27 protein-coding genes are annotated in these 25325 nt (G+C 63.7%); 16 read left to right on the top strand and 11 right to left on the bottom strand.

Features of this window, described 5'->3' with window-relative positions; genetic code table 11:
• Positions 1 to 127: 127 nt before the first annotated feature.
• Both SM755_RS10875 and SM755_RS10870 read right to left on the bottom strand, forming a co-directional pair.
• Positions 128 to 1291, bottom strand: a complete 1164-nt coding sequence (locus SM755_RS10875) for an inorganic phosphate transporter (protein ID WP_323172676.1) — start codon at positions 1289 to 1291, stop codon at positions 128 to 130.
• Between the two features lie 146 nt (positions 1292 to 1437).
• On the bottom strand, positions 1438 to 3342 hold the full coding sequence (locus SM755_RS10870) for an SLC13 family permease (RefSeq protein ID WP_323172675.1): 1905 nt from the start codon (positions 3340 to 3342) through the stop codon (positions 1438 to 1440).
• A gap of 133 nt (positions 3343 to 3475) precedes the next feature.
• Here SM755_RS10870 and hisA point away from each other — a divergent pair, with 133 nt between their 5' ends.
• The gene (hisA, locus tag SM755_RS10865) at positions 3476 to 4249 is read left to right on the top strand and encodes a 1-(5-phosphoribosyl)-5-[(5-phosphoribosylamino)methylideneamino]imidazole-4-carboxamide isomerase (RefSeq protein ID WP_323173218.1); all 774 of its coding nucleotides are present in this window, start codon (positions 3476 to 3478) and stop codon (positions 4247 to 4249) included.
• 70 nt (positions 4250 to 4319) lie between these two features.
• Positions 4320 to 4841, top strand: coding sequence for a GNAT family N-acetyltransferase (locus tag SM755_RS10860; protein ID WP_323172674.1), 522 nt, complete (start codon positions 4320 to 4322; stop codon positions 4839 to 4841).
• Positions 4842 to 4850: 9 nt separating this feature from the next.
• Here the strand turns inward: SM755_RS10860 and SM755_RS10855 are convergent, their stop codons facing one another.
• Together SM755_RS10855 and SM755_RS10850 are read right to left on the bottom strand one after the other, a co-directional pair.
• Entirely contained in the window at positions 4851 to 6377 is a 1527-nt protein-coding gene (locus SM755_RS10855; RefSeq protein WP_323172673.1) for a TrkH family potassium uptake protein, read from the bottom strand.
• Between the two features lie 186 nt (positions 6378 to 6563).
• Positions 6564 to 6845 (bottom strand): hypothetical protein, encoded by a 282-nt coding sequence (locus tag SM755_RS10850; RefSeq protein WP_006827063.1) that lies wholly within the window; start codon positions 6843 to 6845, stop codon positions 6564 to 6566.
• Positions 6846 to 7149: 304 nt separating this feature from the next.
• Between SM755_RS10850 and hisB the strand changes: the two genes are divergently transcribed.
• Positions 7150 to 7743: an imidazoleglycerol-phosphate dehydratase HisB gene (gene hisB / locus SM755_RS10845; protein ID WP_323172672.1), complete on the top strand. Its 594-nt coding sequence runs from the start codon at positions 7150 to 7152 to the stop codon at positions 7741 to 7743.
• Positions 7744 to 7782: 39 nt separating this feature from the next.
• Here hisB and SM755_RS10840 read toward each other — a convergent pair whose 3' ends face one another.
• Positions 7783 to 8541 carry a hypothetical protein gene (locus tag SM755_RS10840; RefSeq protein WP_323172671.1) on the bottom strand — a complete coding sequence of 253 codons (759 nt, stop codon included), beginning with the start codon at positions 8539 to 8541 and terminating at the stop codon, positions 7783 to 7785.
• A gap of 196 nt (positions 8542 to 8737) precedes the next feature.
• On the opposite strand from SM755_RS10840, the gene SM755_RS10835 reads away from it, so the two are divergent.
• Entirely contained in the window at positions 8738 to 9241 is a 504-nt protein-coding gene (locus SM755_RS10835) for a hypothetical protein (RefSeq protein ID WP_006110991.1), read from the top strand.
• 77 nt (positions 9242 to 9318) lie between these two features.
• The gene (locus tag SM755_RS10830) at positions 9319 to 9933 is read left to right on the top strand and encodes a YigZ family protein (RefSeq protein ID WP_323172670.1); all 615 of its coding nucleotides are present in this window, start codon (positions 9319 to 9321) and stop codon (positions 9931 to 9933) included.
• 43 nt (positions 9934 to 9976) lie between these two features.
• On the opposite strand, the gene SM755_RS10825 is transcribed toward SM755_RS10830, so the two are convergent.
• Together SM755_RS10825 and SM755_RS10820 are read right to left on the bottom strand one after the other, a co-directional pair.
• Complete coding sequence (locus SM755_RS10825) at positions 9977 to 10852, bottom strand: hypothetical protein (RefSeq protein ID WP_323172669.1); 876 nt, start codon at positions 10850 to 10852, stop codon at positions 9977 to 9979.
• A 50-nt stretch (positions 10853 to 10902) separates the two neighbouring features.
• Positions 10903 to 11106, bottom strand: a complete 204-nt coding sequence (locus SM755_RS10820; protein ID WP_323172668.1) for a hypothetical protein — start codon at positions 11104 to 11106, stop codon at positions 10903 to 10905.
• A 130-nt stretch (positions 11107 to 11236) separates the two neighbouring features.
• Between SM755_RS10820 and SM755_RS10815 the strand changes: the two genes are divergently transcribed.
• The 4 genes from SM755_RS10815 to SM755_RS10800 all read left to right on the top strand — a co-directional run bounded on the left by SM755_RS10815 (position 11237) and on the right by SM755_RS10800 (position 16957).
• Complete coding sequence (locus SM755_RS10815; protein ID WP_323172667.1) at positions 11237 to 12544, top strand: dicarboxylate/amino acid:cation symporter; 1308 nt, start codon at positions 11237 to 11239, stop codon at positions 12542 to 12544.
• Between the two features lie 256 nt (positions 12545 to 12800).
• Complete coding sequence (locus tag SM755_RS10810) at positions 12801 to 14168, top strand: aminotransferase class III-fold pyridoxal phosphate-dependent enzyme (RefSeq protein WP_323172666.1); 1368 nt, start codon at positions 12801 to 12803, stop codon at positions 14166 to 14168.
• Positions 14169 to 14352: 184 nt separating this feature from the next.
• Complete coding sequence (locus SM755_RS10805) at positions 14353 to 16602, top strand: S9 family peptidase (protein ID WP_323172665.1); 2250 nt, start codon at positions 14353 to 14355, stop codon at positions 16600 to 16602.
• A gap of 151 nt (positions 16603 to 16753) precedes the next feature.
• On the top strand, positions 16754 to 16957 hold the full coding sequence (locus tag SM755_RS10800; protein WP_323172664.1) for a DUF2892 domain-containing protein: 204 nt from the start codon (positions 16754 to 16756) through the stop codon (positions 16955 to 16957).
• A gap of 16 nt (positions 16958 to 16973) precedes the next feature.
• Here SM755_RS10800 and SM755_RS10795 read toward each other — a convergent pair whose 3' ends face one another.
• Entirely contained in the window at positions 16974 to 17375 is a 402-nt protein-coding gene (locus tag SM755_RS10795; RefSeq protein ID WP_323172663.1) for a cupin domain-containing protein, read from the bottom strand.
• 50 nt (positions 17376 to 17425) lie between these two features.
• A complete protein-coding gene (upp, locus tag SM755_RS10790) occupies positions 17426 to 18103 on the bottom strand; it encodes a uracil phosphoribosyltransferase (RefSeq protein ID WP_006827073.1) in 678 nt (225 codons plus the stop codon).
• A 133-nt stretch (positions 18104 to 18236) separates the two neighbouring features.
• Between upp and SM755_RS10785 the strand changes: the two genes are divergently transcribed.
• Entirely contained in the window at positions 18237 to 18959 is a 723-nt protein-coding gene (locus tag SM755_RS10785) for a DUF5828 family protein (RefSeq protein ID WP_323173217.1), read from the top strand.
• Between the two features lie 82 nt (positions 18960 to 19041).
• Positions 19042 to 20229 (top strand): inorganic phosphate transporter, encoded by a 1188-nt coding sequence (locus SM755_RS10780; protein WP_323172662.1) that lies wholly within the window; start codon positions 19042 to 19044, stop codon positions 20227 to 20229.
• A gap of 124 nt (positions 20230 to 20353) precedes the next feature.
• Here SM755_RS10780 and SM755_RS10775 read toward each other — a convergent pair whose 3' ends face one another.
• Complete coding sequence (locus SM755_RS10775; protein WP_323172661.1) at positions 20354 to 20539, bottom strand: hypothetical protein; 186 nt, start codon at positions 20537 to 20539, stop codon at positions 20354 to 20356.
• Between the two features lie 261 nt (positions 20540 to 20800).
• On the opposite strand from SM755_RS10775, the gene SM755_RS10770 reads away from it, so the two are divergent.
• On the top strand, positions 20801 to 21544 hold the full coding sequence (locus SM755_RS10770) for a hypothetical protein (protein WP_323172660.1): 744 nt from the start codon (positions 20801 to 20803) through the stop codon (positions 21542 to 21544).
• 60 nt (positions 21545 to 21604) lie between these two features.
• Here the strand turns inward: SM755_RS10770 and SM755_RS10765 are convergent, their stop codons facing one another.
• Entirely contained in the window at positions 21605 to 23164 is a 1560-nt protein-coding gene (locus tag SM755_RS10765) for a hemolysin family protein (RefSeq protein WP_323172659.1), read from the bottom strand.
• Positions 23165 to 23276: 112 nt separating this feature from the next.
• On the opposite strand from SM755_RS10765, the gene SM755_RS10760 reads away from it, so the two are divergent.
• The 4 genes from SM755_RS10760 (at position 23277) to SM755_RS10745 (ending at position 25307) form a co-directional block, all read left to right on the top strand.
• Entirely contained in the window at positions 23277 to 23582 is a 306-nt protein-coding gene (locus tag SM755_RS10760) for a glutathione S-transferase N-terminal domain-containing protein (RefSeq protein WP_323172658.1), read from the top strand.
• Positions 23582 to 24094, top strand: coding sequence for a redoxin domain-containing protein (locus SM755_RS10755; protein ID WP_323172657.1), 513 nt, complete (start codon positions 23582 to 23584; stop codon positions 24092 to 24094). The genes SM755_RS10760 and SM755_RS10755 overlap by 1 nt, the downstream gene beginning before the upstream one ends.
• 109 nt (positions 24095 to 24203) lie before the next feature.
• A complete protein-coding gene (locus SM755_RS10750) occupies positions 24204 to 24788 on the top strand; it encodes an L-threonylcarbamoyladenylate synthase (RefSeq protein WP_323172656.1) in 585 nt (194 codons plus the stop codon).
• A 99-nt stretch (positions 24789 to 24887) separates the two neighbouring features.
• Positions 24888 to 25307, top strand: a complete 420-nt coding sequence (locus SM755_RS10745) for a DUF2391 domain-containing protein (protein ID WP_323172655.1) — start codon at positions 24888 to 24890, stop codon at positions 25305 to 25307.
• Positions 25308 to 25325 lie beyond the last annotated feature (18 nt).

The following is a 25325-nucleotide window of genomic DNA, read 5'->3' as shown; positions in this document are numbered from 1 at the left end:
TAGGGGGTGGTGAACGCGGTGAGTGCGGTCGGGTAGTGAGGGTGATGCGGATGGTGGAGGCAGTGGGGACGGTGAGTGCGGGGGAACAGTAGGGACGGCAAAGAGAATGGGCCAGGAGAGACGACCATCAGACGAACGGGACGGCAACGAAGAAGCCGTACGCCAGAAGCGTCGACATCGCCGGCCCGATGATCCACATCGAGATGTACTTCATCACGGCTCGCGGGTTGAACAGGCTCCCTGCATCAAGAACCTCGTCGGGTTCGGCCTCCCCGATCTTCGTGACCGGGGTATCCGGTTCCGCTTTTAGTGCGCCAGTCGCGAGTTCCGCGTCGGATTCGCCGCGAATCGCCTCGCGAGCTGTGACGGGTCGGGTCGCTCGTCCCCAGCCCAGGCCGACGATCGTCATCACCGACGCCATCACGAGACTGATCGGGATGCCGGCCCACGAGAGCGCGGTCGTGATCGTCGAGGCGGTGAGCATGACGACCAGGGCGGCCAACAGCGGGATGTCGCTGAGTTCGCTGCCGACGGATTCCATCGTTCGCCGAGCGATGGTGAAGCCGCCGAACCCGATCGCCACCGTCGCGATGATGATGGCGGGATTCCGATCGAGCGTTCCGCTGCTGACGAGCGGTGCAACGGCGTTCGGGACGTTGCTCGCGCCCGCGCTGAAGGCCATGTAGCAGCCGATGACGAGGACGACGCACGTCCCGACGAGTTCCTGAATCGTCGTGTTCGGTCCGAGCGTCGGTTTCGGAACCGAGCCGCCGCGATCGAGGGCGAGCAACGGCCCCTCGGAGGCCCGAATCTCGAATCGGCGGTTGAGTTCCGGGTAGATGTACCGACCGACGGTCGCGCCGATCCAGAACCCGATGATCGGGGTGACGACCCACCACGAGACGATCCTGCCGATTTCCGCGTAGTTGACCGTGTCCGTCGCCAGCCCCAACCCGGCGATCGCGCCGACGGTTACCATCGATGTCGGGACGGGAACGCCGAAGACGTTTGCGATGAGGATTCCCAGCCCGATGAAAAAGAGGACGGCGACGCCGGCGGCGAGCGAGATCTCGATCGTGATGATCCCCTCGCTCAGCGTGTCCATCACGTTTCGGCCGACGGTCCAGCCGCCGAGGAAGACGAAAATCGTCATCAGCCCGGCTGCGGTGACCTTTCGGAGCAGTCCGGCTCCGACGGCGGGTCCCCACGCGATCCCCGTCGACGACCCACCGATGTTGAATCCGACGAATATTGAGGCGACGATCCCAACCAGGAGCACGGTTTCCACCATCGGTTGGTACTATCGGTCTCTCCATGAAATACGTATTGGGACGACGGATTACTCAGTTGAGGTATGTGACACGGAACAACACGACACATAGCAACCGACAGTCGTTCGCTGGTCTGATCCGGTCCTGATAAAATATTGATGGTTCATCACACCCCCCAGAAAAACGCGATTCCAAGGACGGTGACGACCGACAGAATCAGCTGTAGCGGCGCACCGACGCGGAAGTAGTCGCCGAACCGGTAGCCGCCGGGACCGTAGACGAATAGGTTCGTCTGGTAGCCGATGGGGCCGAGGAAGGCCGTACTCGCTGCGAACGTGACCGCCAGCACGAACGCGAACGGGTTCGACCCGATGCCGGCCGCCGCCGCCGCTGCGACAGGGAGAAGCAAGACGACGCTCGCGTTGTTACTGATCACCTCCGTAATGAGCCCCGTCACGATGTAGAACAGCCACAACACGACGAGCGTCGGCAAAAAGTCCGCCGTCGAGACGACGAGCGACGCGAGATAGGCCGCCGAACCCGTTTGCTCGAGTGCGATTCCGAGCGGGATCACGCCCGCGAGCAGGAAGATGATATCCCACTCGACCGCGTCGTACAGTTCGTTCGGTTCGAGCACGCCGGTCACGACCATCGCCACGACGCCTGCAAGCGCCGCGATCAAGATCGGATAGAACTCGAGCGTCGCGACCGCAACGACGCCGATCATGATCGCAACCGCGATCGGCGCTTTGTCGGTGCGGTAGTCGGGCTGGGGCGGTTCGCGGGCGACGATCATATCCCCCCGCCGTGCGAGCCGATCCAGCGTCTCCGGCGGAGCCTGGACGAGCAACGTGTCACCGATGTCGAGGCGTTTGCCAACGATGCGTTCGCTGACGAGTTCACCGCGGCTCCGCAGGCCGAGGACGGCGGCGTTGAACTCGTCGCGGAACGCCTCGGGGTCGAGACGGTCGCCGACGAGGCGGGAGTCGAGCGAGATAACGAGTTCGGTGAGGATGCCCGCGTCGGCATCGGTCGAGAGGCCGGCCACGGACTGCGGGCGGGCGACGGGTTCGACGCCGGGGATGTCCGCGAGTTCGGTGATCGCGTCGCGGTTCGTTCGGACGACGAGGATGTCGCCTTCGGTGAGCGGGAGGTCCTGGCGGGGAGCGACTGCGCGGCCGGGAGTGGAGTCGGAGTCGGCACCGGCTTCGCGGTCGCGGTCGCGACTACGATTGCGAACCACCTGGACGATGTCGATGTCGGGACCGAGAATCTCGGTCGCGTCGCCGACGGTACCGTCGACCAGGGGGGAGCCGGGGACGACTGCCACGTCCGCGACGTAGTCGCTTACGGCGTACTCCGCCAGATAGTCCGCCCGCGGCGGGACGCGCTCCGGCAGGAGGTAGTGGCTGACAAAGATCAGGTACAGTCCGCCCACGAGGGCGACGATGAGTCCGAGTCGGGTGAACTCGAACATCGAGAAGCGGTGGAGTTCGGGGTACGTGGTTCCGAGTCGGGCGCTGATGTCGCTTGCGAGGATGTTCGTGGAGGTGCCGATGAGGGTGAGCATGCCGCCGACCTGCGAGGCGTACGACAGCGGGATAAGGAGTTTCGAGGGCGACGTGTTCCCGCGGTTGGCAACGTCGGTGACGACGGGGACGAGCAACGCGACGACGGGGGTGTTGTTCAGCACGCCTGAGACGGGGCTGGTTGCGGCGACCGTCGCGAACAACTGCTTTCGGACGCTCGTTCCCGCGAACGCGGCCATGCGGCGGCCGAGTTCCTGCACGATGCCGGTCCGACTGATCCCGCCGCTCAGGATCAACATCGCGAGGACGGTGATCGTCGCTTCGTTCGCGAACCCGGAGATGCCGGTTGCGGGATCGATCCCGGTCCACGGTTCGAGGACGACCAGGATGACGATCAGCAGGATCGCGGTGACGTCGACGGGGAGCCGTTCGGTGAGAAAGAAGACGAGTGCGAGGACGACGACCCCGAAGACGACGATCATATCCGTCGTCAACTGGGGCTGGGTCGCCGTCTCCTGTATGAGCGAGGCACTCGCCGCCATGGGTATCGGAGACCACACCGGGCGAAGATGTAATCTCTCTGCACGGACGCTGAACAGTGTTCGATCGATGGTCGTCGACTCGGCATCCTTCCAAACCGTCGCCTTTACTCGGGTCGGCCGCACGCACACACATATGACCGGGACGGAGACCGATACGGCGACGAGCGAGACCACTGACGAGTTCGAGACGTTCGAGGTCATTCCGGCCGTCGACATCCAGAACGGCGAGGTCGTCCAGCTCGTCCAGGGTGAGCGCGGAACGGAACGGACCTACGGCGAGCCGGTCGCGGCCGCGCGGCGCTGGATCGACGCCGGTGCGGAGTCGCTCCACCTCGTCGATCTCGACGGCGCGTTCGAGGGCGAACGAGCGAACGCTGCGGCCATTGACGCCGTCATCGATACCGTCGGCGTGCCGACGCAACTCGGCGGCGGCATCCGTACCGCCGCCGACGCGCGAGCCCTTCTCGACCGCGGTGTCGACCGCGTCATTCTCGGCACCGCGGCCGTCGACAACCCCGACATCGTCGCCGAAATCAGCGAGACCCACCCCGACAGCGTCGTCGTCAGCCTCGACGCGAAAGATGGCGAGGTCGTCGTCGAAGGCTGGACCGAAGGGGCTGGCATCTCCCCGGTCGAAGCCGCCGAACGCTACGCCGACCTCGGTGCCGCCGCGATCCTCTTTACCAACGTCGACGTCGAAGGCCAACTCGAGGGCGTCGCGACCGAGCCCGTTCGTGAACTCGTCGAGGCGACCGACGTGCCGGTGATCGCAAGCGGCGGCGTCGCGACCCTCGAAGATGTCCGTGAACTCGAGGCGGCCGGCGCGGCTGCGGTCGTGGTCGGAAGCGCGCTCTACGAAGGCAAGTTTACGCTCGCGGAGGCCCAAACTGCCGTGGATCGTTCGTAACCCCCGAAACCTGCTATTTATTCTCACACCACCGAAAGAGTCGTCTTGATTCCGCGAGAGGGGGCGGTCGATGCCACCATCACCGTCACCGCCACCGTCATCGTCGCCATCCGCGTCGACGCCAGCAACCGTTCGCGATCTCACTCCCGACGACGCTCCCGCGCTAACTGCCCTCTACGAGGAGTACGAGTGGTGGGACGACCGCGACGAAGCCGCCGTTCGGGACGCCCTCGCCGAGACGGCGGTCGCCGTCGGCGTCGAAGCGGACGGACGACTCGTCGCCGCGGCGCGGGTGCTGACCGATCACACGTACTACGCGACCGTCTACGACGTTATCGTCGCTGCTGACTATCGTGGCGAGGGGATCGGCGAGACGCTCATGCGCGCCGTCGTCAACCACCCGGACCTGCAGTCGGTCGCCGGCCTCTCGTTGCTCTGTCGGCGCGGACTGGTTCCCTACTACGAGACGGTCGGTTTCGAACTGTTCGATCCCGAACTGGAAATTCCCGAAGGCGGCGTCGAGGAACTGGTCCGGATGACCTATACCCATCCTGACGACGAACACGGAGACGCGGACGAAAACCGAGACTGACCGCGCCGCTCAGGATCGCCAGTACGACGGCAACAACAGCACGAGCACCGGCACGATTTCGATCCGGCCGATCCACATCATGACGATCATCACCGCGCGCGAAACCGGCGAGAACCCCGCGTAGTTCTCCATCGGTCCGGCGAGTTCAAACGCGGGGCCGATGTTCAGGAAGATCGAGGCCGCCGCACCGAGCGCGGCGAACTCGCTGACGTTGGTGGCAGCCCGGACGGCGTCGACGACGAGGAACACCGTCAGCCCGAAGAAAATGACGAGCACGAGCAGGACGTAGCCGATGATGTCGTTGACCGTCTCTTCGTCGACGACCCCGTCGCTGACGCGGAGCGGTCGGATCGCGTCCGGATGCACCGCGGTGAAGAGGTTGCGACGGAACGCCTTGAGGACGACCAGCCAGCGCAGGGACTTGATCGAACAGGTCGTGCTCCCGGCCATGCCGCCGAGGAACATACACAGGAACAGGACGTGCTTTGCGCCGGCCGTCCAGTGGTTGAAATCGGTGCTTGCGTAGCCGGTCGTCGTCACCATGGAGACGACGTTGAACAGGCCGTGGCGGATCGTCTGCTCGATGCGCAACTCGATGGCCGGATCGACGGCGAGGACGCCGATGACGATCGCACCGAAGACACCGAGCGTTCCGAGATAGAATTTGAGTTCTTCGGACTGCAACGGCCGCTCGAACTCGCCTTGCGTGATATAGTACAGCAACACGAAGTTGGTCGAGCCGACGATCATGACGGGAATGAGCGTCCACTGGACGATCGGACTGAAAGCGGCGATGCTGTTACTTTCGGGCGAGAATCCGGCCGTGGAGACGCTCGTGAGCGCGTGTGCGATCGCGTTGAACAGCGTCATCTGCGGTGCGAGGCCGACGAGATTGAGCGCGTAGAGGGCGACGATCGTGACGAGCGTGAGGCCGACGTACAGCCCCCAGATGAGTCGTGCGGTCTCGGAGATGTGCGGGCGGAGTTTGCGCACGTTTCGCGTCTGCGTTTCGGTTTCCATCAACTGCGCACCGCCGACCATCAGGTGCGAGAGCAGACCGATGGCGACGATCAAAATCCCGAGTCCGCCGAGCCACTGGAGGAGCTGTCGCCACAGCAGGATCGACCGGGCCTGGTTGTCGAAATCCCACTCGGTCATGACGGTCGCTCCCGTCGTCGTCAGCCCGCTCATGCTCTCGAAGAACGCATTGAGCGGTCCGTAGATGCCGGCAAACGAGGATTCGCCGCCAGACGCTGTGCCGGTGAATAGAAACGGAATCGTGCCGATAAGGGCCACGCTGAGCCAGGTGAACGCGACCATCAGAAACGACTCTCGCTGGCCGAGTTCACGCTCGTCGCGCAGTTGTTCGAGCGCGAAGCCGACCGCGATGGTGATGGCGATGGCGACCAAAAACGGTCGCAGGTCGGTGCCGTCGATCACGGCGAGGGCGAGCGGGGCTGCGAGGGGGACGGCAAGCCATCGAAGCACCGTTCCGGTGAGGCTACAACTCGAGCGCCAGTCGACGCGAATCTGCATTCAGTAGGAAACGCTGCGAGAGGGACGGTCATAATCCGTTCGGAAGAGACCAGCAGGAGACCCCTGCCATGCCCAGCAGGTGTGCTCCGATGACCGCTGTCGTTCGGGAATTATAATCCGGTTAGATCGGCGACTGATCCGACGATGTATCGGGTCTGCAATCGATCAATCTGTGCGCCAGATAGGTCACGACTGGTTGTAATCACGCCCGATGTAGAGTGCGAGGACGTTGAGTCCCAGCAGGGCGAGAAAGACGAGCGTGATCCGGGGATTGCCGAGTCCCTGCGTCAACAGCGGCAGATGGACGAACGGCAGGGCGACGGCGACCCAGAACGACAGAAACTGCGTCGATCCCTTGAGCGAGTGGATGAATCGACTGCGCGCCGGATCGCTGTTTTGGTTCGACTCCGACCCTGCTGGAGATAGGGAGTCGTTCGACAGTGGGGAGGGGCTGGGGGAGTTGGACATTGTGACGGGTCACCTCTTCGTAGTAACGACATTCACTCAGGATAGCATATAACCGTCAGACGGTTGGTCTCGTTTCGGTCCGTTTCACGCCCGTAATGATGGTAATACTACCCTTCGAAACATCTTTAGAACTGCGTAAAAATTTTACAAGCGCCTCTAAATCTGTCTCACGATATTTGTCATGACATGTGGAACGGTCCGTTATAGCCGCTCCATTCTCCGTCGCGGATCGCTCGTGGCCGCTGCATACTCTCCGTCGCAACCGAGCGCAATCCCCTTGTACCGAGAACGCAACCATTTCGACATGAGCGAGCGACGCGCGACCGTCACACGAGACACGGCCGAAACGACGATCGAATGCACGGTGTCCGTCGACGGCAACGGCACAGCCACGGTCGAGACCGGCGTCGGCTTCTTCGATCACATGCTGACGGCCTTTGCCCGCCACGGCCTCTTCGATCTCGAACTCGAATGCGACGGCGACCTCGATATCGACGATCACCACACGGTCGAGGACGTGGCAATCGTCCTCGGGACGGCGTTTGATGAGGCACTCGACGATCGGGCGGGCATCGTCAGATACGCCGACCGGCGCGTCCCACTCGACGAAGCCGTCGCGTCGACCGTCGTCGACGTGAGCGGTCGCCCCCGATTCTACTTCGACGGCGAGTTCTCCCAGGCGGCGATCGGCGAGTTCACCAGCGACATGGCGCGTCACTTCGCGGAATCGCTGGCGATGAATGCGGGACTGACGCTGCACGCTGGCGTTCGCGGCGAGAACGCCCACCACGAGGTCGAGGCGCTGTTCAAGGCGCTGGCGCGCGCGCTCGACGACGCGACGCGGCTCGATGACCGACGCGAGGGAACCCCGAGTACGAAGGGCACGTTGACCGACTAAGTGCAACTAAATGCAGCGCGAGGCCCCATCACCGACGAACTACGACGACGGGCGGTGCAACTCCCCGCCGCGCTCGACGAACTCGTCGCGTTCGAGTGCGTGTTCGATGATCGCCTCGGCCTCCTCGGCTTCGAGATCGTAGGCCCCGGCCGCCAGCGATTCGACGGCCTCGCGGCCCATCGGGAACTCGCGGTTGCGAAGCAAGCGGATGACCTTGGTGTAGGCTCGCGGCGATGTTGGGGCCGCTCGCGTCGATTCGGATCGGGCGGGCGGCTCGGCTTCGGTTCCGGCTGGATTCGATTCCTGGGCTGGTTCTGCCGACGCTTCGTCCGTCTCGCCAGTCGCATCTCCGGAACCCGATGTCTCCTCTGACGGCTCGTCGAACGTAATCTCGTTTCCCGTTTCGAAGCGCCCTGCCGGTGGTGCGTCCGATTCTGCGTCCGAATCTGTCTCCGAGTTCGAATCCGAATCTGAACCCGAATCCGAGTTCACCGCGCCTTCCGAACTCGTACTCTCTGGAGGAGTTCTCTGCGTACTCGAATCGTCGCACCCAGTCCCGTCAGTAGCCGGGGCCTCAGCCGTTTCGGTGTCGCTGTGTGACCGGTGTGAGTCGGTGACGGTGTCGCTTCGGAGCCGCTCGAGAAGCGGTTCGAGAACGGTTCCAAGACGGCGTTTGCAGTCCGGACAGAGACTCACGCGGCGTTGTTCGGCCTCCGTCGGATCGAGTTCAGCTGGAATGACCTCGTAGGTGCCGGCAGCATCGCTGGCACAGAAGTCACAGTGGTTGAGCGCGCGCATAGAATACCGTCTCGTTCGAAGTGGTAAAAACGTCCGTCAGACACAGGGTGGCGCGGCGGTCGAGTTTGCTGAACGGTGTCGACCGCTCTGCGTCGTGGCGGTATCGACACATCACGTCACCGCGACTGCTGAACTCGTTGTGACCGAGCGTCAATCACCGACCATTATACCTGGGCACGCGTATACCCACCAACGAATGTTCGACGAGATAATGGGGAAGTTCGAGGGGTCCCCGAGCCAGCAAGCAGTTATTCGACTCCTGTTAGAGCGTGGCTTTTCGGTCAACGACGACGGTCGCGTCGTTTCGGGCGGGATCGAGATCCCGAACACCGGTATCGCTCGCGAGATCGATGTCGATCGCCGCGTCGTCGACTCGACGACGAACGCGATCCTCGACGATCCCGAACTCCGGCGGATCTTCCAGAACATCTCGCAGGTGCCGAGCCTGATGGATCTCGCACCCGTGCTCGATCTGACGGTGCTGTCGATCGCCGTCGACAACGCGGAGCAAAAGGGGATCGTCGCCGCGGTGACGGGGACGCTCGCCGAAAACGACATCTCGATTCGCCAGACGATCAGTGAGGATCCCGAGTTCACCGACGAGCCGCGGCTGTACCTGATTACGGACGAGGACGTTTCGGGCGCGGCGATCACAGAGCTTCGCGACCTCGAGTTCGTGCGGAAGATCGAGTTACAGTGAACAGACAGTGAGCGATCCGAGCGACTGTGCGGGGTGGGGGTGGGGGTGGGGGTGGGGATGGGGATGGGGATGAAATCGTGAACGACACCTACACAACGATCGCCGAGGCCGCGACCGCCGAGTTCGTCGTCCAGGGCTCGGAGTTCATCGGCCACGCGCGCCCGGTCGAGTCCGTCGCGGACGCCGAGGCGTTCGTCGACGCGATCCGCGAAGAGTACGCCGACGCGACGCACAACGTCCCCGCCTACCGGGTTCGCGCGGACGCCGACGGCGACTTCCTCCGGGAGTACTCGAGCGACGACGGCGAACCCTCGAGTTCGGCTGGCAAGCCGGCGCTCAACGTCCTCGCGCAGCGCGAGATCGAGAACTGCGCGGTCGTCGTGACGCGGTACTACGGCGGGACGAACCTCGGCGTCGGCGGCCTCGTCCGGGCATACTCCCGCGCGGTGAAAGACGCCGTCGACGCGGCGGGGGTCATCGAGGAGCGCCCGCACGAACGCGTCTCGATCACTGTAGAGTACGACGATTCGGGCACCGTCCGCGGCATCATCGAAAGCGAGGGCTACGAGTTCGACGCGGACTACCAGGCCGAGGTTTCCTTCGTCGTTCGCGTCCCGGTCGCGGCGGCCGACGCCTTCCGGGATCGGATTCGAAGTGCGACGAGCGGGCGGGCTGAACTCGAGTCGGCGTAAGGGTACGGGTACAGCGCTTCGAAGCGGGACGATGTTCTTCGGCTTAGGGCAGTGTCGTCGTTCGATCCGAGAGCCGCCGTTCGACCGTCGCGATGATCGCCTCCGGCGTGTCGAGGGACTCGCGGTCGAGACGCACGTCGAACAGCCCGCGATCGAAGACGAGTTCGTCGTCGCGCAGGCGGACGTGATCGATCTCGTCCCAGGGGACGAATCTGCTGGTGTAGGGTCGCTGTTTGACGAGGCCGTTCTCGTAGAGCCGGATCTCGGGGTCCGTTCCGGTCTCGCCGATGCGGAATCGGCCCTCGATGAACCCGCCGACGAGCCAGCAGAGTCCGAGCGTCCCCCAGCCGAGCGCGGTGAGCCAGTTCCCGCCGGCCGCGTTGAGGACACCAAGCGCCGGCCAGGCGACGAGCAAAAGCGCGTCTATCTTTGGCGTGCGTGGCGGGTGCCAGCGACACGCCGCGATCGGACGGCCGTGCGCTCTGTCGGCGGCGTACCGCGTCTCGGCGACACCCTGCAGCACGTATCCAGCGACGAGGAGCGCGCTCGTCGACGCGGCGGCCACGAGTCCGAGTTCGGTATCGACCGGACCCAGCACCGAGGCGAGGCCGACGAGCCCGAACGGTACTATAGGAAAGAACGGCGCGGCTCGCTGAACTCGGCCGCGGCCCAGTCGGGCCAGGAGGTCGGGGAAACGCTGGTGGACGGCGATACCGAGACCGATCCCGACGACAAGTCCGACGAGGGTCACACCGGCGAGGACAGCGGTGTCGCCGTTCAGTGCCGTTGCACCCGTCAACGCCACCGCTGCGAAGACGACGCCGATGTAGCCCGCGAGAATGCGTCGCTCCATCGCAGCAGAGACGGATGCCGTGGCAGTACCGCCGTCGGCTCTCTTTGCGGATGAACGACCGTTCATACGCTTTCGTACGTGAATCGAGGGTTTATGTGTACCGGAGCTGACCAGTCTCAGACCTCGCCGGCGATGGCTGCGGAGCGGTCGGCGGTACCCGTCGTGGTCCCGCGCGATCGGTTCCGATTCGTGAGGCCGACGAGCATCGCCAACCCGAGTCCGCGCAGCGACAGGGTGATTCCGAAACTCGTCAGTGACAGGTTGATACCGGCGACGGCGAGCACTCCCTCGAGAATCAACAGCGGGATCTCGGGCACCATCAGCAGAATTGAAAGAACTACATGAATTCTCTCCCGCATGTAAAATCATAAGGCATGTGCGCTCTGTACTTCGGAAGTATTATCACCTGATTTCAAGAGCCTACCACATGAGAGTATGACTGGTGCGTTTATGTCATTGTGGAGACGGTATCGGTCTATTCCCATTGTTTACCGGATCGCGATAGCGTTCGTTCTCGGCGCTCTCGTCGGGTTGGCCGTCGGTCGGCCGGCAATGGAACTCCAGCCGATCGGTGACTTGTTCGTCCGATTACTCGAGATGATCATCGTTCCGATCATCATTTTCACGTTGTTGATGGCGACGCGGGAACTGTCCCCGAAAAATCTGGGTCGCATCGGCGGACAGGTCGTGCTCCTGTATCTCGCCACGACTGCCGTTGCCATCGGAATGGGCCTTGGCGTTAGTAACCTCATCGACCCCGGGACGGGGATGACCTTAGAGCAGACGGACGTCCAAGCTGGACAGACGCCGTCGCTGACGGATCAGGTGTTCAATATCGTTCCCGAGAACCCCATCACTGCGATGGCAGAGGGGAACATCCTCGCGATCATCTTCTTCACCCTCGTCTTTGGTCTCGGAATGACGATGGTTCGAGCGGAAGTCGAACCCGACTCGGCCGTCCGGAACGGCATCGACACGATCTTCGACGTGGTTGATGCCGGCGCAGAGGTTATGTTCAAAATCGTCTGGGGAGTCATGGAGTTCGGTGTCCTCGGCGTATTTGCGCTGATGGCGGCGCTGTTCGGCGAAGTTGGTGCCCAAGCTGTTGGAGCGTATTTCTCCCTCTCGATGACGCTCGCGATCGCCATCGGACTTCAGATCACGCTGGTCTACCTCCTGGTCATTATTCGAGGTGCGGTTGGCGTTTCACCCGTCGCCTTCCTTCGCGGCATCAAGGAGGCGCTTATTACGGCACTCAGTATTCGGTCGTCCACTGCGACGCTCCCCATCTCGATGTCGGACGCCGACGAGAATCTCCAGATCAAAGAGCGCGTATACGGTTTCTCGCTCCCGCTGGGAGCCACGATCAACATGGACGGCACGGCGATGTACCTCGGCATCGTCGCCATCTTCGCTGCGAACATCGCCGGTGCTTCACTCACACTAATCGAACAACTTACCATTCTGCTGACCGCGCTCCTTATGAGCATCGGCACTGCGGGCGTTCCCAGCGCGAGTCTGGTCATGATGACCGCGGTGTTGACTCAAGTCGGGCTTCCACTCGAAGTGATCGGGATGATCGCGGGTATCGATCCGCTGCTTGACCGCCTCCGGACGATGAACAACATCGCCGGCGATATGGCGGTAACGACGGTCGTTGCAAAGTGGAACGATGCAATCGACCTCACATCCGGCGTGTGGGCTGACGCCCCCGCCGAGTTCAGTGAGGAAACCGTTAGCGCGACGAACGACGACTGAACACCCCTAAATTCCGATAAATGATACACGGTGCGCGGAAGATCACGACCGGAATCGCGGATCCACGCGACAGACACAGCCCTGAAACCGTACGACATCACCCATCTGAGATCACATCTCTGTGCAACTCGAGTGGGGAAATTGGGGTTGGATTGGTTCGGACGGACCCAATCGTCCGCTCCTCGCTTCGACCCGATCGCTACAAACCGGGATCGGCCTCCGCGGTCGGAACGGTGCCGTTATCGGGGTGGGCACTATGACCGATTCCGATCGTACGGAATCCGACGATGTCAATCCTGTGGAGGGCGTGAAAGGCGATTTTTCGACGAACACGGACCGAATGGAACCGATCGTTGACCGCGCACGCGAGATAATCCCTGGCGGTGCACAGACCGGGTTGCGGGCACAGGCGTACGACACGGGGGATGTCGCCTTCGAGTCGGCGTCGGGTGCCACGCTGACGACCGTCGCCGGTGAGCAGTACACCGACTACCACCTCGGATTCGGCCCGATCATCCTCGGCCACGCTCACGAGGATGTCGACACGGCGGCCCGAGCGGCTATCGACGACGGCGTCTTGTACGGTGCGGGCACAACACCGCTGGAGGTCGAGGTTGCTGAACGCCTCGTCGACCTCGTACCCAGCGTCGAGATGGTGAACTTCTGCAACAGCGGCAGTGAAGCCACTTATCACGCGATCCGACTCGCGCGAGCCGCCACCGGTAACGAGAAGGTGCTAAAATTCGAGGGCTGTTACCATGGCTGGCACGACTACGTCGACATCAGCGTCTATCCACCCGCCGACCGCATCGGCGAGCGTTATCCCGAGTCCGACGGTATGCTCCCGGCAGCCGTCGAGAACACGCTTGTCGCTCCGTTCAACGATCCCGACGCCGTCGAGGAGATCGTTCGCGACCACAGCGATGACCTCGCGGCGGTCATCCTCGAGCCCGTTCCCCACTCCGTCGGCTGTCTCCACCCGCGAACGGAGTTCCTCGAGACGCTGCGCGAGGTGACCGAAGTCCATGGCGTTCCGTTGATCTTCGACGAGGTCATCAGCGGCTTCCGTCACTCGCCACACGGCGTTCAGGGCGAGGTCAACGTTACCCCCGATCTCACTTGCGTCGCGAAGGCCTTGGGCAACGGGTATCCCGTGGCAGCCGTCGGTGGCCGAGCAGATCTACTCGCCCAGGCGGGCGGTGACAACGAGTCCGGCGTTGTTATCAGCGGGACGTATTCGGGCAGTCTTCCGGGACTGGCCGCTGCACGCGAGACTATCGACACCATCGTCGCCGAGGACGTTCAGGCGTCCCTGACCGACCTCGGTGACCGCTATCGCAACGGACTGGCCGACCTACTCGAGGACCACGGGGTCGACGGTCGGGTTGTCGGCCACCGGAGCATTTTCAGCGTTCAATTCGGCGTGCGTGGCGAACCCCGTACCTACGAGGACGTTCTCGGACTCGACGAGGAGCGGTTCCACGCGTTCGCGGCGGGCATGCGAGAGCGCGGCCACTTCTTCACGCCGAACCCGTACAAGCGCCACCACCTCTCGGCCGCTCACGACGAGACCCACCTCGAGTCTTATCTCGAGGCTGCCGATACGGTGCTCGCTGAACTCTGATTCGGCTTCTGAACCAGAGACGTGTCCCAGGGGACGGCACGCTCAACTGTCTTCTCGATCACGCTCCGTGTGAACCTCTTATTTCCAGCGTTGATGCCACCGCCAACCTCCCTCTCTTCGACTTCTTCCTGTACGACGTACCGGAACGCGAACACCTTTTACGTTCCTCCCGGAGACAGCGTACATGAATGCCATTACCGCAGCCGATTACTACGATTTGCGGCAGGTTTCGGAACCCCGACTCTCGCCGGACGACGAACGGGTGGCGTTCGTCCGTCGAACGCCGACGGACGACAGATCCCACGAAGCGACGATTTTCGTCGTCCCGGTCGGCGGCGACGAACCGACCCAGTTCACCATCAGCGAGGGCGTCGATAGCCAGCCCCGCTTTAGCCCCGACGGCGACCGCCTCGCGTTCGTCAGCACCCGCGGCGAGGCCGACGACCGACAGCACCTCTGGGTCGCCCCCACGACGGGCGGCGAGGCCCGCCAACTCACGTCCGTCGTCGGCGGCGTCACTGAACTCGAGTGGAGTCCCGACGGCTCGCGGCTGCTCTTCTCTCAACGCGTCACCGCCGACGACCGCGCGGAAGGCCGCGACCTCGCGGTCGATCCCGACTACGAACCCGCGGAGCCGGACCCGCGCGTGATCGACCGCATGGTCTACCGCGCCGACACCGAGTACGCGGACGGCCGACGAAGCCACGCGTACGTCCTGGACGTCGAGACGGCGCTCGAACGCGACGCCGATCCTCGGGAGGCGGGGACCGGCGACGCCATCGAGCGCCTCACCGACGGCGACGAGGACCACATCAGCCCGACCTGGGGCGACGACGCCACGATCTACTACGCGGTCAAAACCGCCGCCGAGGGCGTCCACCCCGACGACTCGCTCCGCTACGACCTGTACGAGCACGACCTCGACACCGACGAGGCGGCGGCCTTTACGCAGACGACGGGCTGGGCCACTGAACTCGCGGCGACGGCGGACGGCCTGGTTGCGTTCGAGTTCACTCCGGAAGAACGGTCCTCGATGCGCCAGACGGAGGTTCGCATCCACGACCGGGAGACGGGGACGGAGACGACGCCGACGGCGTCGCTCGATCGGACGATCGGTCACCGCTGTGATTTCGCGTGGGCACCGGACGGCGAGTCGCTGTATTTCACGACGCCGGAGACGGGATCGCGGGTGCTCTGGTCGGTCGCCGTCGGCGCGGGGATGGGAGCCGGTGCTGATGACGGGACGAGTGACGAGGTCGGCAGCGAGGAGCCGACGCGCGTCTACGGCGAGGGCGTTACGGTCGCGGACTTCTCGGTCGGCGAGAACGCGGTGGCCCTCGTCCAGAGTGAGTGGGATCATCCCGGCGACGTGTTCGTCACGACGCGAAGCGGCACCGAGACCCACCGGCTGACGCGCGTCAACGGCGATCTGCTCGCGGACCGGGCGGTGCGCCAGCCCGAAGAGGTCTGGTTCGAGGGCGGTGCCGTCGCCGATGGTGGTGCTGGTGTCGGTGCCGGTGCGGAGGGAGGGACGGATGACGGCGTTAAGGGCGGCAATGACGGGGACGACGGCGACGAAACGGAGACGCAAATCCAGGGCTGGCTCCTGACGCCGCCAGAGTTCGACGCCGACGCCGCGGGCGGGCCGGACGAGACGTATCCGCTCGTCGTCGAGATTCACGGCGGCCCGCACGCCCAGTGGACGACTGCGGGGACGATGTGGCACGAGTTCCAGACACTCGCGGCGCAGGGCTACGTCGTCTTCTGGTGTAACCCGCGGGGCTCGACGGGGTACGGAGAGGCGCACGCGACGGCGATCGACCGCGACTGGGGCGACGTTACCCTCGCGGACGTGCTCTCGGGCGTGGAGACGGTTTGCGAGCGCGAGTTCGTCGACGAAGACGAGACCTTCGTCACCGGGGGGAGCTTCGGCGGGTTCATGACCGCGTGGACGGTCACCCGGACCGACCGCTTCCGGGCGGCGGTTTCCCAGCGCGGCGTCTACGACCTCACCGGTTTCTACGGCTCGACGGACGCGTTCAAACTGATCGAGGGCGATTTCGACGCGACGCCCTGGGACGAACCCGACTTCCTCTGGGAGAACTCGCCAGCGGCACACGTCGCCGAGGTCGAGACGCCGACGCTGGTGCTCCACTCCGATCGCGACTACCGCACGCCGGCCAACACCGCCGAACTGTTCTACCTCGGTCTGCAGAAACACGGCGTCGACACCCGGATGGTCCGCTACCCGCGTGAGGGACACGAACTCTCGCGGTCCGGAGAGCCCGGTCACGTCGTGGATCGCCTCGAACGTCTCGTTCGCTGGTTCGACGGCTACGCCGACTCGCGCGAGGCTCTGCCGGCGCTCGAGCGCGAGCGCGGTGCGGGTCTGTCCGGCGGGCTAGACGAGTCGGACGAGTCGGACGAGGAGTGACGGATGACGAGCGACGAACGATAAACGACGAGCGACGAACGGCGGATGTCGCCACCCTCGCTGTCCGGCGATCGATCATCGATCCGCCCTGATCGCCGACCGCGCGTTCACAGGGGCTACTCCTACAAGTCGGGCACGCGTTCGATCGGGTATGGACAGAAACGTCGGCGGCGTCGATCGCTTCCTTCGCGGTACGCTCGGGCTCGCCCTTCTGCTCATCGGGTACCGAAATCGGAAGCAAACGGCCGGCACGCTCGCGTTCATCGCCGGGAGCGACCTCCTCGCGACGGCCGTCATCCAACGGTGTCCGATAAACGCCCTTCTCGGGGTCGATACCTGCGGGAGCAGCGAGTGACCGACCGTCCGTCCGTTCACTCGTCCCGGTTGAACTCGTCCGGGCTGTCCGGATCGTACTGCACCGCGTCGTCAGCGGCCGGCGGCGCACCGATCGCCATCACTTCGATCGCTTCGTCCGCGCGGGCCGGGTTGTAGGCTCGGTGCGGGGACGCAGGCTGAGCCGTGAACGTCGCCCCCGTGGGAACCCTGAACTCGCCGTCGGGCGTTTCGACGTGAAGCGGCCCCGAGAGAACGACGAACGCCTCCTCCTGTCGCTCGTGGTAGTGATACGCAAGCGGCAGCTGTTCGCCGGGCTCCGCCGAGAAGTGATTGATCGCCACGTTTTCCAACCCGGCCGCCTCACTCACCCGCCGGCAGTCGCAGGGCCGATCCCCGACCGCGTCGAGTTCGTCCGGATCGACGACGCTGTAGGACATGGCTGACCCGTTACCGGCGAGGCGCAAAAGTGTCGCGGTCCGTGCGCCGATCAGGTCGTCCGGAACGCCCGGTCGCCAGCGTCGCCAAGCCCCGGGATGATGAAGCCGTCGTCGTCGAGTCGGTCGTCGATCGAGACCGTCAACAGGTCGGTCTCGGGGAACTCGTCGTCGACGCGCAGGAGGCCCTCGGGCGCGGAGACCGCAGAGAGCACGATCAGGTTCTCCGGATCGGACGAGTTCTCGACGACGTGATCGAGGACGGTGCACATCGTGGAGCCGGTGGCGAGCATCGGATCGGCGATGATGACCGTGTCGTCCTCGGTGATCTCGGGGAGTTTGACGTAGTCGACGGTGATCGGGAACGAGCCGTCCTCCGCGCGGCCGGCTTCCTCGTTGCGACTGGCGCTGATGACGCCCTGTCGGGCGCGGGGGAACGCCTTCAGGAGTCCCTCGACGAACGGCGTCGCCGCGCGCAGGACGTTGATGATCACGACGTCGTCGAGGCCGCGGACCCGTTCGCCCATCGTGGTCTCGAGGGGCGTCTCGATCTCGACGTACTCGGTTTCCATGCGGCCGTCGATGATCTCGTAGCCGCAGATGCGGCCGAGTTTGACGAGGCCCTTGCGGAAACTGACCTGTTCGGTTTCGACGTCTCGAAGCTGCGAGAGCGTGTGTTTCGCGAGCGCGTGCGTCACGAGATACGCGTCATCCCGGTCTTCGATTGGCATACTCGTATGGCCACCCGCGGGGTAGTTCACAGTGTCGATCACCGGCGACGATGTCGCGTACACGCCCTTGCAAGGGGCTGACACGCAGCGGAGAAGTTTATGCCGGTCCATCTCCTACTACCCGCTCACTCGAATGGAAGAGAGCATTTCGGGATTCAAAGTTCGCGGCGACTGGGGCGACGTCGTCGAACACGGCGAACGCATTACCCGGGCGCTGCGCGACGAAGGTGTCCACGATCCCGCACACGACTACGGCGCACACTTCGCTCGCGCCTTCGAAGAGTGGGACGAGTGGCGACCCAAGGCACACGAGACGCTCGACGCCGACGTCAGCGAGAAGACCGCAGACCAGGCGAGCGTCGAGGAGGGAACGGGCGAACAAGCCGGCAAAGACCCCGACGAAGACATCAAAACTGCCGGAGAGAAACTTACGACCTCCTACGAGCAACTCGAAGAGGACGACCCTGAAGCCGCCGTCGACAACTGGAAGGAATCGATCGACTATGTCGCCCGCGCAGCCGACTCCGCCGGCCGCAAGGCCCTCCGCCGCGTCGAAGACACCGTCTACCAGAACGTGATGACCCAACTCGCACCGTACTACTTCGACAACGAACTCATCAGCGCCAACGTCCAGCAGTCCGCCCGCAACGGCGACAACGGCGACCAGTTCGTCTTCGAGGTCAACGTCAACGACGACGGTCTGAAAGATGCCGTCTCCGATCGCCTCGCTGAACTCGACGACGAAGTCGATCGCTGGCACGTCGAAGTCGAAAAGGACACCGACGCGGCCGAAGCGATCGAGGGAGCGGAGCCGCCGCCGGAGGTCGACGATCAGTCGAAGTTCACGACGAACTAACACGAACTTACAGTTTTGAACAGCACTCGACACTCGTCGGTCGGCACACACTTGTAGGGTCCGCGAATAGAATCCCCCGTAGATGGTCGAACCCGCGACGGTTGCGACGTTTCTGGTAGCCGCCCTCGCTAGCCTCTTTATGGCCTGGGCGATCGGTGCCGGCTCGAGCGGCTCGACGCCGTTCGCTCCCGCCGTCGGTGCCAACGCGATTTCGGTAATGCGAGCCGGTTTCTTCGTCGGCCTCCTCGGGTTCACCGGCGCTGTCGTCCAGGGGGCAAACGTCTCCGAAGCCGTCGGCAGGGAACTCATCGGTGGCGTCATCCTCTCGCCGAGCGCCGCAACGATCGCCCTGATCATCGCCGCCGGACTGGTCGCCATCGGCGTCTTCGCCGGCTACCCCATCGCCACTGCCTTCACCGTCACCGGTGCCGTCGTCGGCGTCGGCCTGGCGATGGGCGGCGACCCTGCGTGGCCGAAATACGTCGAAATAGCCACGCTCTGGGTCCTCACGCCGTTCGTCGGCGGCGGTCTCGCCTACGGTATCGCCCGACTCCTCCGGAGCGAACCAATCGCAGAACCCTCCCTGATCGTCGGCCTCGCCGCCTTCGTCGGCCTCCTCATAGCCAACATCGAGTTCGCCTTTCTCGACCCCGACAGCACCGGCGGCGCATCTATCGCACAGGCTGCAAGCGACTGGGCACCCGGTCCTGAACTCGTCGGTGTGCTTGCCGTGACGGGACTCGTGGCGCTGCTGTGGGGTGGAATCGTCGCCGCCGATCTGCGCAGCAGCGTCGAACGCGGTGAACGACATTTCCTGCTCGTTCTCGGGGCGCTCGTCGCATTCTCGGCTGGCGGCAGTCAGGTCGGGCTGGCAATCGGGCCGCTGATTCCGCTCTCAGAAGACGTCGGTCTCCCGCTTCTCGCGTTGCTTCTGGGCGGTGGTGTCGGCCTCCTCATCGGATCGTGGACCGGTGCGCCGCGAATGATCAAAGCTATTTCACAAGATTACTCCTCGCTCGGTCCACGACGGTCGATCGCCGCGCTCATTCCGTCGTTCATGATCGCACAGACGGCAGTATTGTTCGGCATTCCCGTCTCCTTCAACGAGATCATCGTCAGTGCGATCATCGGCAGCGGCTACGCCGCAAGTGGCAGCGGCGTCAGCGCCCGGAAGATGGGATATACCGTCCTCGCGTGGGTGCTCTCGCTCGCCGGTTCGATTATCGTTTCCTTCGTCGGCTACACGGCTCTCTCGGCAGTGCTTCTGTGACTATTCTCTGGAACGCTTGCCAGTTGGTCGTGATCCATCAGTTCCCATGCACCAGCACGGGCAACGGGGCCATTCGCGAGTAGCCGCGTTCCCGGTCAGTCGTCCGCCGTTACTCCCTTCTCGATCACGCGTCTGCCGTCACCATCCACTTCAGCATCTGTGGAAAGAGTACGAGTTCAAACGCAGCGAGCCCCAACACGAGCAACCGGGTCATCCCCTCCAGGTACGAAATCGCGACGAACGCAAGAATTGCGGCGCTGCTTAGTCCCATTCCATAGCGATACACGGGATTTTTGAGTATGTTACTCATACGATGAGTTCTTCAATTGAGACGTATATCTGTTGTCGTCTGCACGCAGTGCCAGCAACGAACGCTGTCTGATGCTCATCCCCGTCTTCTGTAGTAACTACTGCAACGATTCACACCGGTCGCAGACCCGTCGTGCGATCGGGTGTGCAGTGACCCGCAGCGGCTACGATCGCTGCACTCGCTTTGCCGTGCTGAATCCGGCTTTCCAGCCCGGATGAGGAATATCGAACGGTCTTTACACGATCAGCGACGAGTTCACCCATGGAGGATGCGAACGTGAACGCGGCGGCACCGTCCGGAGACGAGTCGGAGCCGATCCGGTGGCGGCGTGACGCATCGACCTCGCGGACGGTGTGGGCGCTGTGGTCGCTCGGCGTCGGGACGTTCTTCGCGGCGATTTCTATCGTCGCCTTCTGGCGGGTGTACGATCTGGCTCTGCAGCTCGGTCTCGGTGGCATCGTCCTTGCGGCTGGGGCCGGAATCATCGCAACGGTGCTCGCGTTTGCGCTGACCGAAAATACGGAACAGCGCCTGCAGCGGCTTACGTCGAGGCTTCCGGTCTCGTCACCGTCAGGGCGCGGTCTCGAGCGGGCGACGGATGCGGCTCTCGGAACGATTGCGATGATGGCGATCATCGTCTCGCTGATGGTCGCCGGACGCGTCGTCTCGCAGAACGGGCTGCTCGGCGGTATCGGTGCCGGTCCGTTTACCGGCCTGGCGGCGATAACGATCCCGCTTGCGCTTCTCGCGCTCGTTCTCGCGTCGTTTCTTCGCTCCGTGGGCGCTTTCGACCGCGAGGAGGGGGCGATCTATCTGTACGATCCCGAGCAGGCGGTCGATCTCGACGTGATCGAGGCCGTCTCGATTCGTCAGGTCGGTAGTGTGGCGGTGCTGACACTGACGTACATCGAGCGGGATGGCACGTACGTTGCTGGCCCGCGGCGGCTCGTCGTGCCGCCGGCGGTTGCTGTTGCCGTTCAGGATGTCGTCGAATCGAACCGATAACGGAGTCGGTAGTGTACAGCCGCCCGCAATTAGTGTGGCAGTCCAGACCGCAATCGATTCTTAGCGCGCCCGCTCGTTTCCGTCAGTAGCGGGTGTGCCAGTGTCAGTGTCAGTGTCTGTGCGCCGAGTTCCGTTCTGTTCGTTCTCTCCGGTACCGTCACCGGCGGATCCGGACCCGTTCTGGTCGCGTTCACCCGTCTCGGCTTCGGGCTGCGTCTCGGCATCGAGTTCAGCCTCGTCGACATCGGCCTCGTACGTTTCGAGTTTTCGCAGTCGCGCCTTCATGATTCGGGTGTTCTCGACGGTCTCGACCGTGATTCGGACGCCGTCGTAGGTGATCTCTTCACCCTCTTCGACGAGTCGGCCGGCACGATTGAAGATGAAGCCGGCGATCGTTTCGAACTCCTCGCCTTCGGGAAGGTCGATGTCCAGTGATTCGTTGACGTCCTCGATGTTGACCTCCCCGCGGACCATCACGGTCCGGTCGTCGAGTTCTTCGATCGGCAAGTCCTCGCCGCCCTCGAGGATTTCGCCGATGATCTCCTCGACCATGTCCTCCATCGTGACGAGGCCTTCGGTCGTCCCGAACTCGTCGATGACGATGGCCATGTGCATCCGGTTTTCACGCATTTCGGTCAGGAGTTCGTCGACGTTTTTGGATTCAGGAACGTGCAGCGTCGGCTGGATGAGGTCGCCGAGTTCGAGTTTCTCGGTTTCGGTTTCGCCGTAGTTGAGATCTCGGACGAGGTTGCGGATGTGGACGACGCCTTGGACGTTATCGAGGCTGCCTTCGTAGACGGGGACGCGGGCGTGGCCGCTCTGGATACAGGTTTCGATAGCTTCGTCGATACTGGCGTCTTTCGGCACCGCCGTCATGTCGAGTCGCGGGGTCATCACCTCCTTGACGATGGTGTTGTTAAAGCGGAAGATCCGCTGGAGCATCTCGTGTTCTTCTTCCTCCAAGACGCCCTCGCGCTCGCCGGATTCGATCATTTCCTGGATCTCGTCACGGGTGACGTAGGGCGACTCGATCGCACCGGTTGTCGAGCCCGTGAGTCGGTTGATCTGTCGCGTGAGATAGTCGAAGAGGACGATGAGCGGATAGAGGAAATACTCCGTCGCCTTGAGCGGCTTCGCGATGCGGATCGACCACGATTCGGTGTGTTCGACCGCGTAGGACTTCGGCACGCTCTCGCCGAACAGGAGGACGATCGCGGTCACGCCGAAGGTCGACAGCACGACCGGTGTCAACCCGGATTCGAAGTAGAGGCCGAGGAGTGCGGTCGTGATCGAGGACATCGCAATATTGACGAGGTTGTTGCCAACCAGAATCGTCACGAGCAGCCGGTGCGGATCGGATTTCAGTTGCTCGACGAGTTTCGCGCCCTCGATATTGTCTTCGACCATCCCCTCGAGCCGGTGTCTGGGCAGGTTGAACATCGCGATCTCCGAGGACGAGAAAAACCCCGAGAGGGCGATCAGAGCGGCTATTGTGAGCACGCCGAGGACGGCGATCGTCGACTGCCCGACCTCGAGCCCCACCATCGGTACCGTGTAGAGAGGGGTACCGATGCCGGTACCGACCTCGACACCGACCTCGGAAAGCGAAACCAACGCCATTGGTGTACAGCGTTATCACCGGATCGGTTAACCGTTTACCATTTGACCACGTTTCCCACCCCGTTTGTCCGCTGACGACACGTTTACCCGCTTGTTCCACGAACCAATCGCCATGAGTCACGCGACCGATTCGCCAATTACGTTCTACCGCCTGCACGGGTGTCCGTACTGTGAACGCGTTGCTCGACTCCTCGACGAGTTCGATCTCGACTACCACTCCCGGTTCGTCGAACCGCTGCACTCGAAACGCGACGTCGTCAAGCGCGTCGCCGGCGTTCGCTCGGTCCCGGTCGTCGTCGACGAGACGACCGGCGTGACGATGGCCGAGAGCGCGAACATCGTCGACTACCTGGAGTCGACCTACGGCGACGGGGCGGACACCGGCGCATCGGCCGCAACCGCCGGAGGTGCCGACTGATGCCCGAGTTCGATGTCGTCGATCTCGGTCCCGCCAACCATCCCGAACCGGGCGATGACGCGCCCGAGTTCACCCGCCCGCTCGTCTCCGACGAGTTCTGGGCGGACCGGACGCTCTCCGAACTCGTCGGAGACGATGGACAGACGATCCTCGTCTTCACGCCGATGATCGGCTCGTTCGCGGCCACGTACGTCTGGAACGAACTCCTCGAGCGCAACTGGGACGAGCGCGCCGACCGCGTCGTCGGCGTGACGGCCTCGACGCCATACGCGATTTCGGACTTTCTCGCCGACAACGACCTACCCTTTGCCATCTTCGCGGACCCGGCGAACGATGTGGCGGCGGCCTACGGTATCGCTCACGACTTAGACGGAATGGAAGGCCTCAACGAACCACGTCTCGCCGTCTTCGCCGTCGACGACGACCTGACGGTCACCGACGCCTGGGTTGCCTCCGACTGGCCCGAGTTCCCCGACTACGACGACCTCGAAGCGCGGTTTGACCTCGCGTAGATACAGACCGTCCCACACCGATTTCCGATTCCCGATTTCCGGTTCCCGCTTCACCACCGGAACGCGGTACCCTTTTTGCCGCGACGACGCGAGTATCCGACATCGACACATGTCCGACATCGATCGCGCCGCGGACGCCATCCGCGACGGCGAACTCGTCGTCTACCCCACCGAAACCGTCTACGGCCTCGGCGCGGACGCACTCGACTCCGACGCCGTCGACCGCGTCTTCGACGCGAAGGGGCGGGACCGCTCGAAACCGATCTCGCTCGCCGCCCCGTCGGTTCCGGCCGCACTCCAGTACGTCCGCGCGACCGAGCGCGAGCGCCGATTCATGGCAACCTTCCTCCCCGGCCCCGTGACGGTCCTCTGTCGAGCCCGCGAGCCGGTCCCCGAGGTGCTGACGGCGGGCCGCGACCGCGTCGGCATCCGCGTTCCCGATCACCCGACCGCACTCGCGCTGTGCGAGCGCGCCGAGACGCCGATCACCGCGACGAGCGCGAACGTCAGCGGCCGCGGCAGCGTTCGTCGTCTCGATGAACTCGATCCCGAACTCCGCGAGGCGACTGCAGCCACGCTCGACGGCGGCGAAACGCCCGGTACGGAGAGTTCAGTTGTCGATCCGTCGAGCGAGACGATTCACCGGCGCGGCGCGCTGGCGGACGACATCGAAACCTGGTTCGAGACGCATTGAGCGGACCGTCGCGACCGGACTTGCGTCGTGCCGGTCCGAACGGCTGGCTATCGGCGAGGTGTAGCCTGCTTTTTTGGTACCGCCGTCCGATGGACGGCTATGAGATATCGATTTCGACCGGCCGACTCCGCCCAGCAGATCGTCGGCGGCTTTCTGCTCGCCGGGCCGTTCGTCGTTACCGAGGAGGTGTGGACACTTGCTAAGAGCATGAGTTGGGTCCAGACAATACTGACCGTTATCGTCGTCTGTAGCATCGGGTACGGGGCGCTCTATCAGGCGGATACGAAGCGTGATCCGGACCGCGAGGCGACCGTTGTCGGTATCCCGGTCCGGTTTCTCTCCCTGATGTGTGTAGCGTTCGGCTCGGTCGCGATCCTCGCGTTCCTGTTCGATGCCCCGGATACGTTTCTCGACTCGACGGACTCGACGACTGAAGTGGTTGCGACGACGTTCAAAGCGGTGAGCGTCGGGGCGATCTTCAGCGTCGTCGGCGCGGCGACGGCGGACACGCTGTTTTAGACCGAGCCACGCATCGCC

It is taken from the genome of Natrialba sp. PRR66 (assembly GCF_034808065.1).
Lineage (GTDB): Archaea > Halobacteriota > Halobacteria > Halobacteriales > Natrialbaceae > Natrialba > Natrialba aegyptia.
Note: the sequence above shows the minus strand (reverse complement) of the source record. Positions and strands in the feature narration are given on the sequence as shown.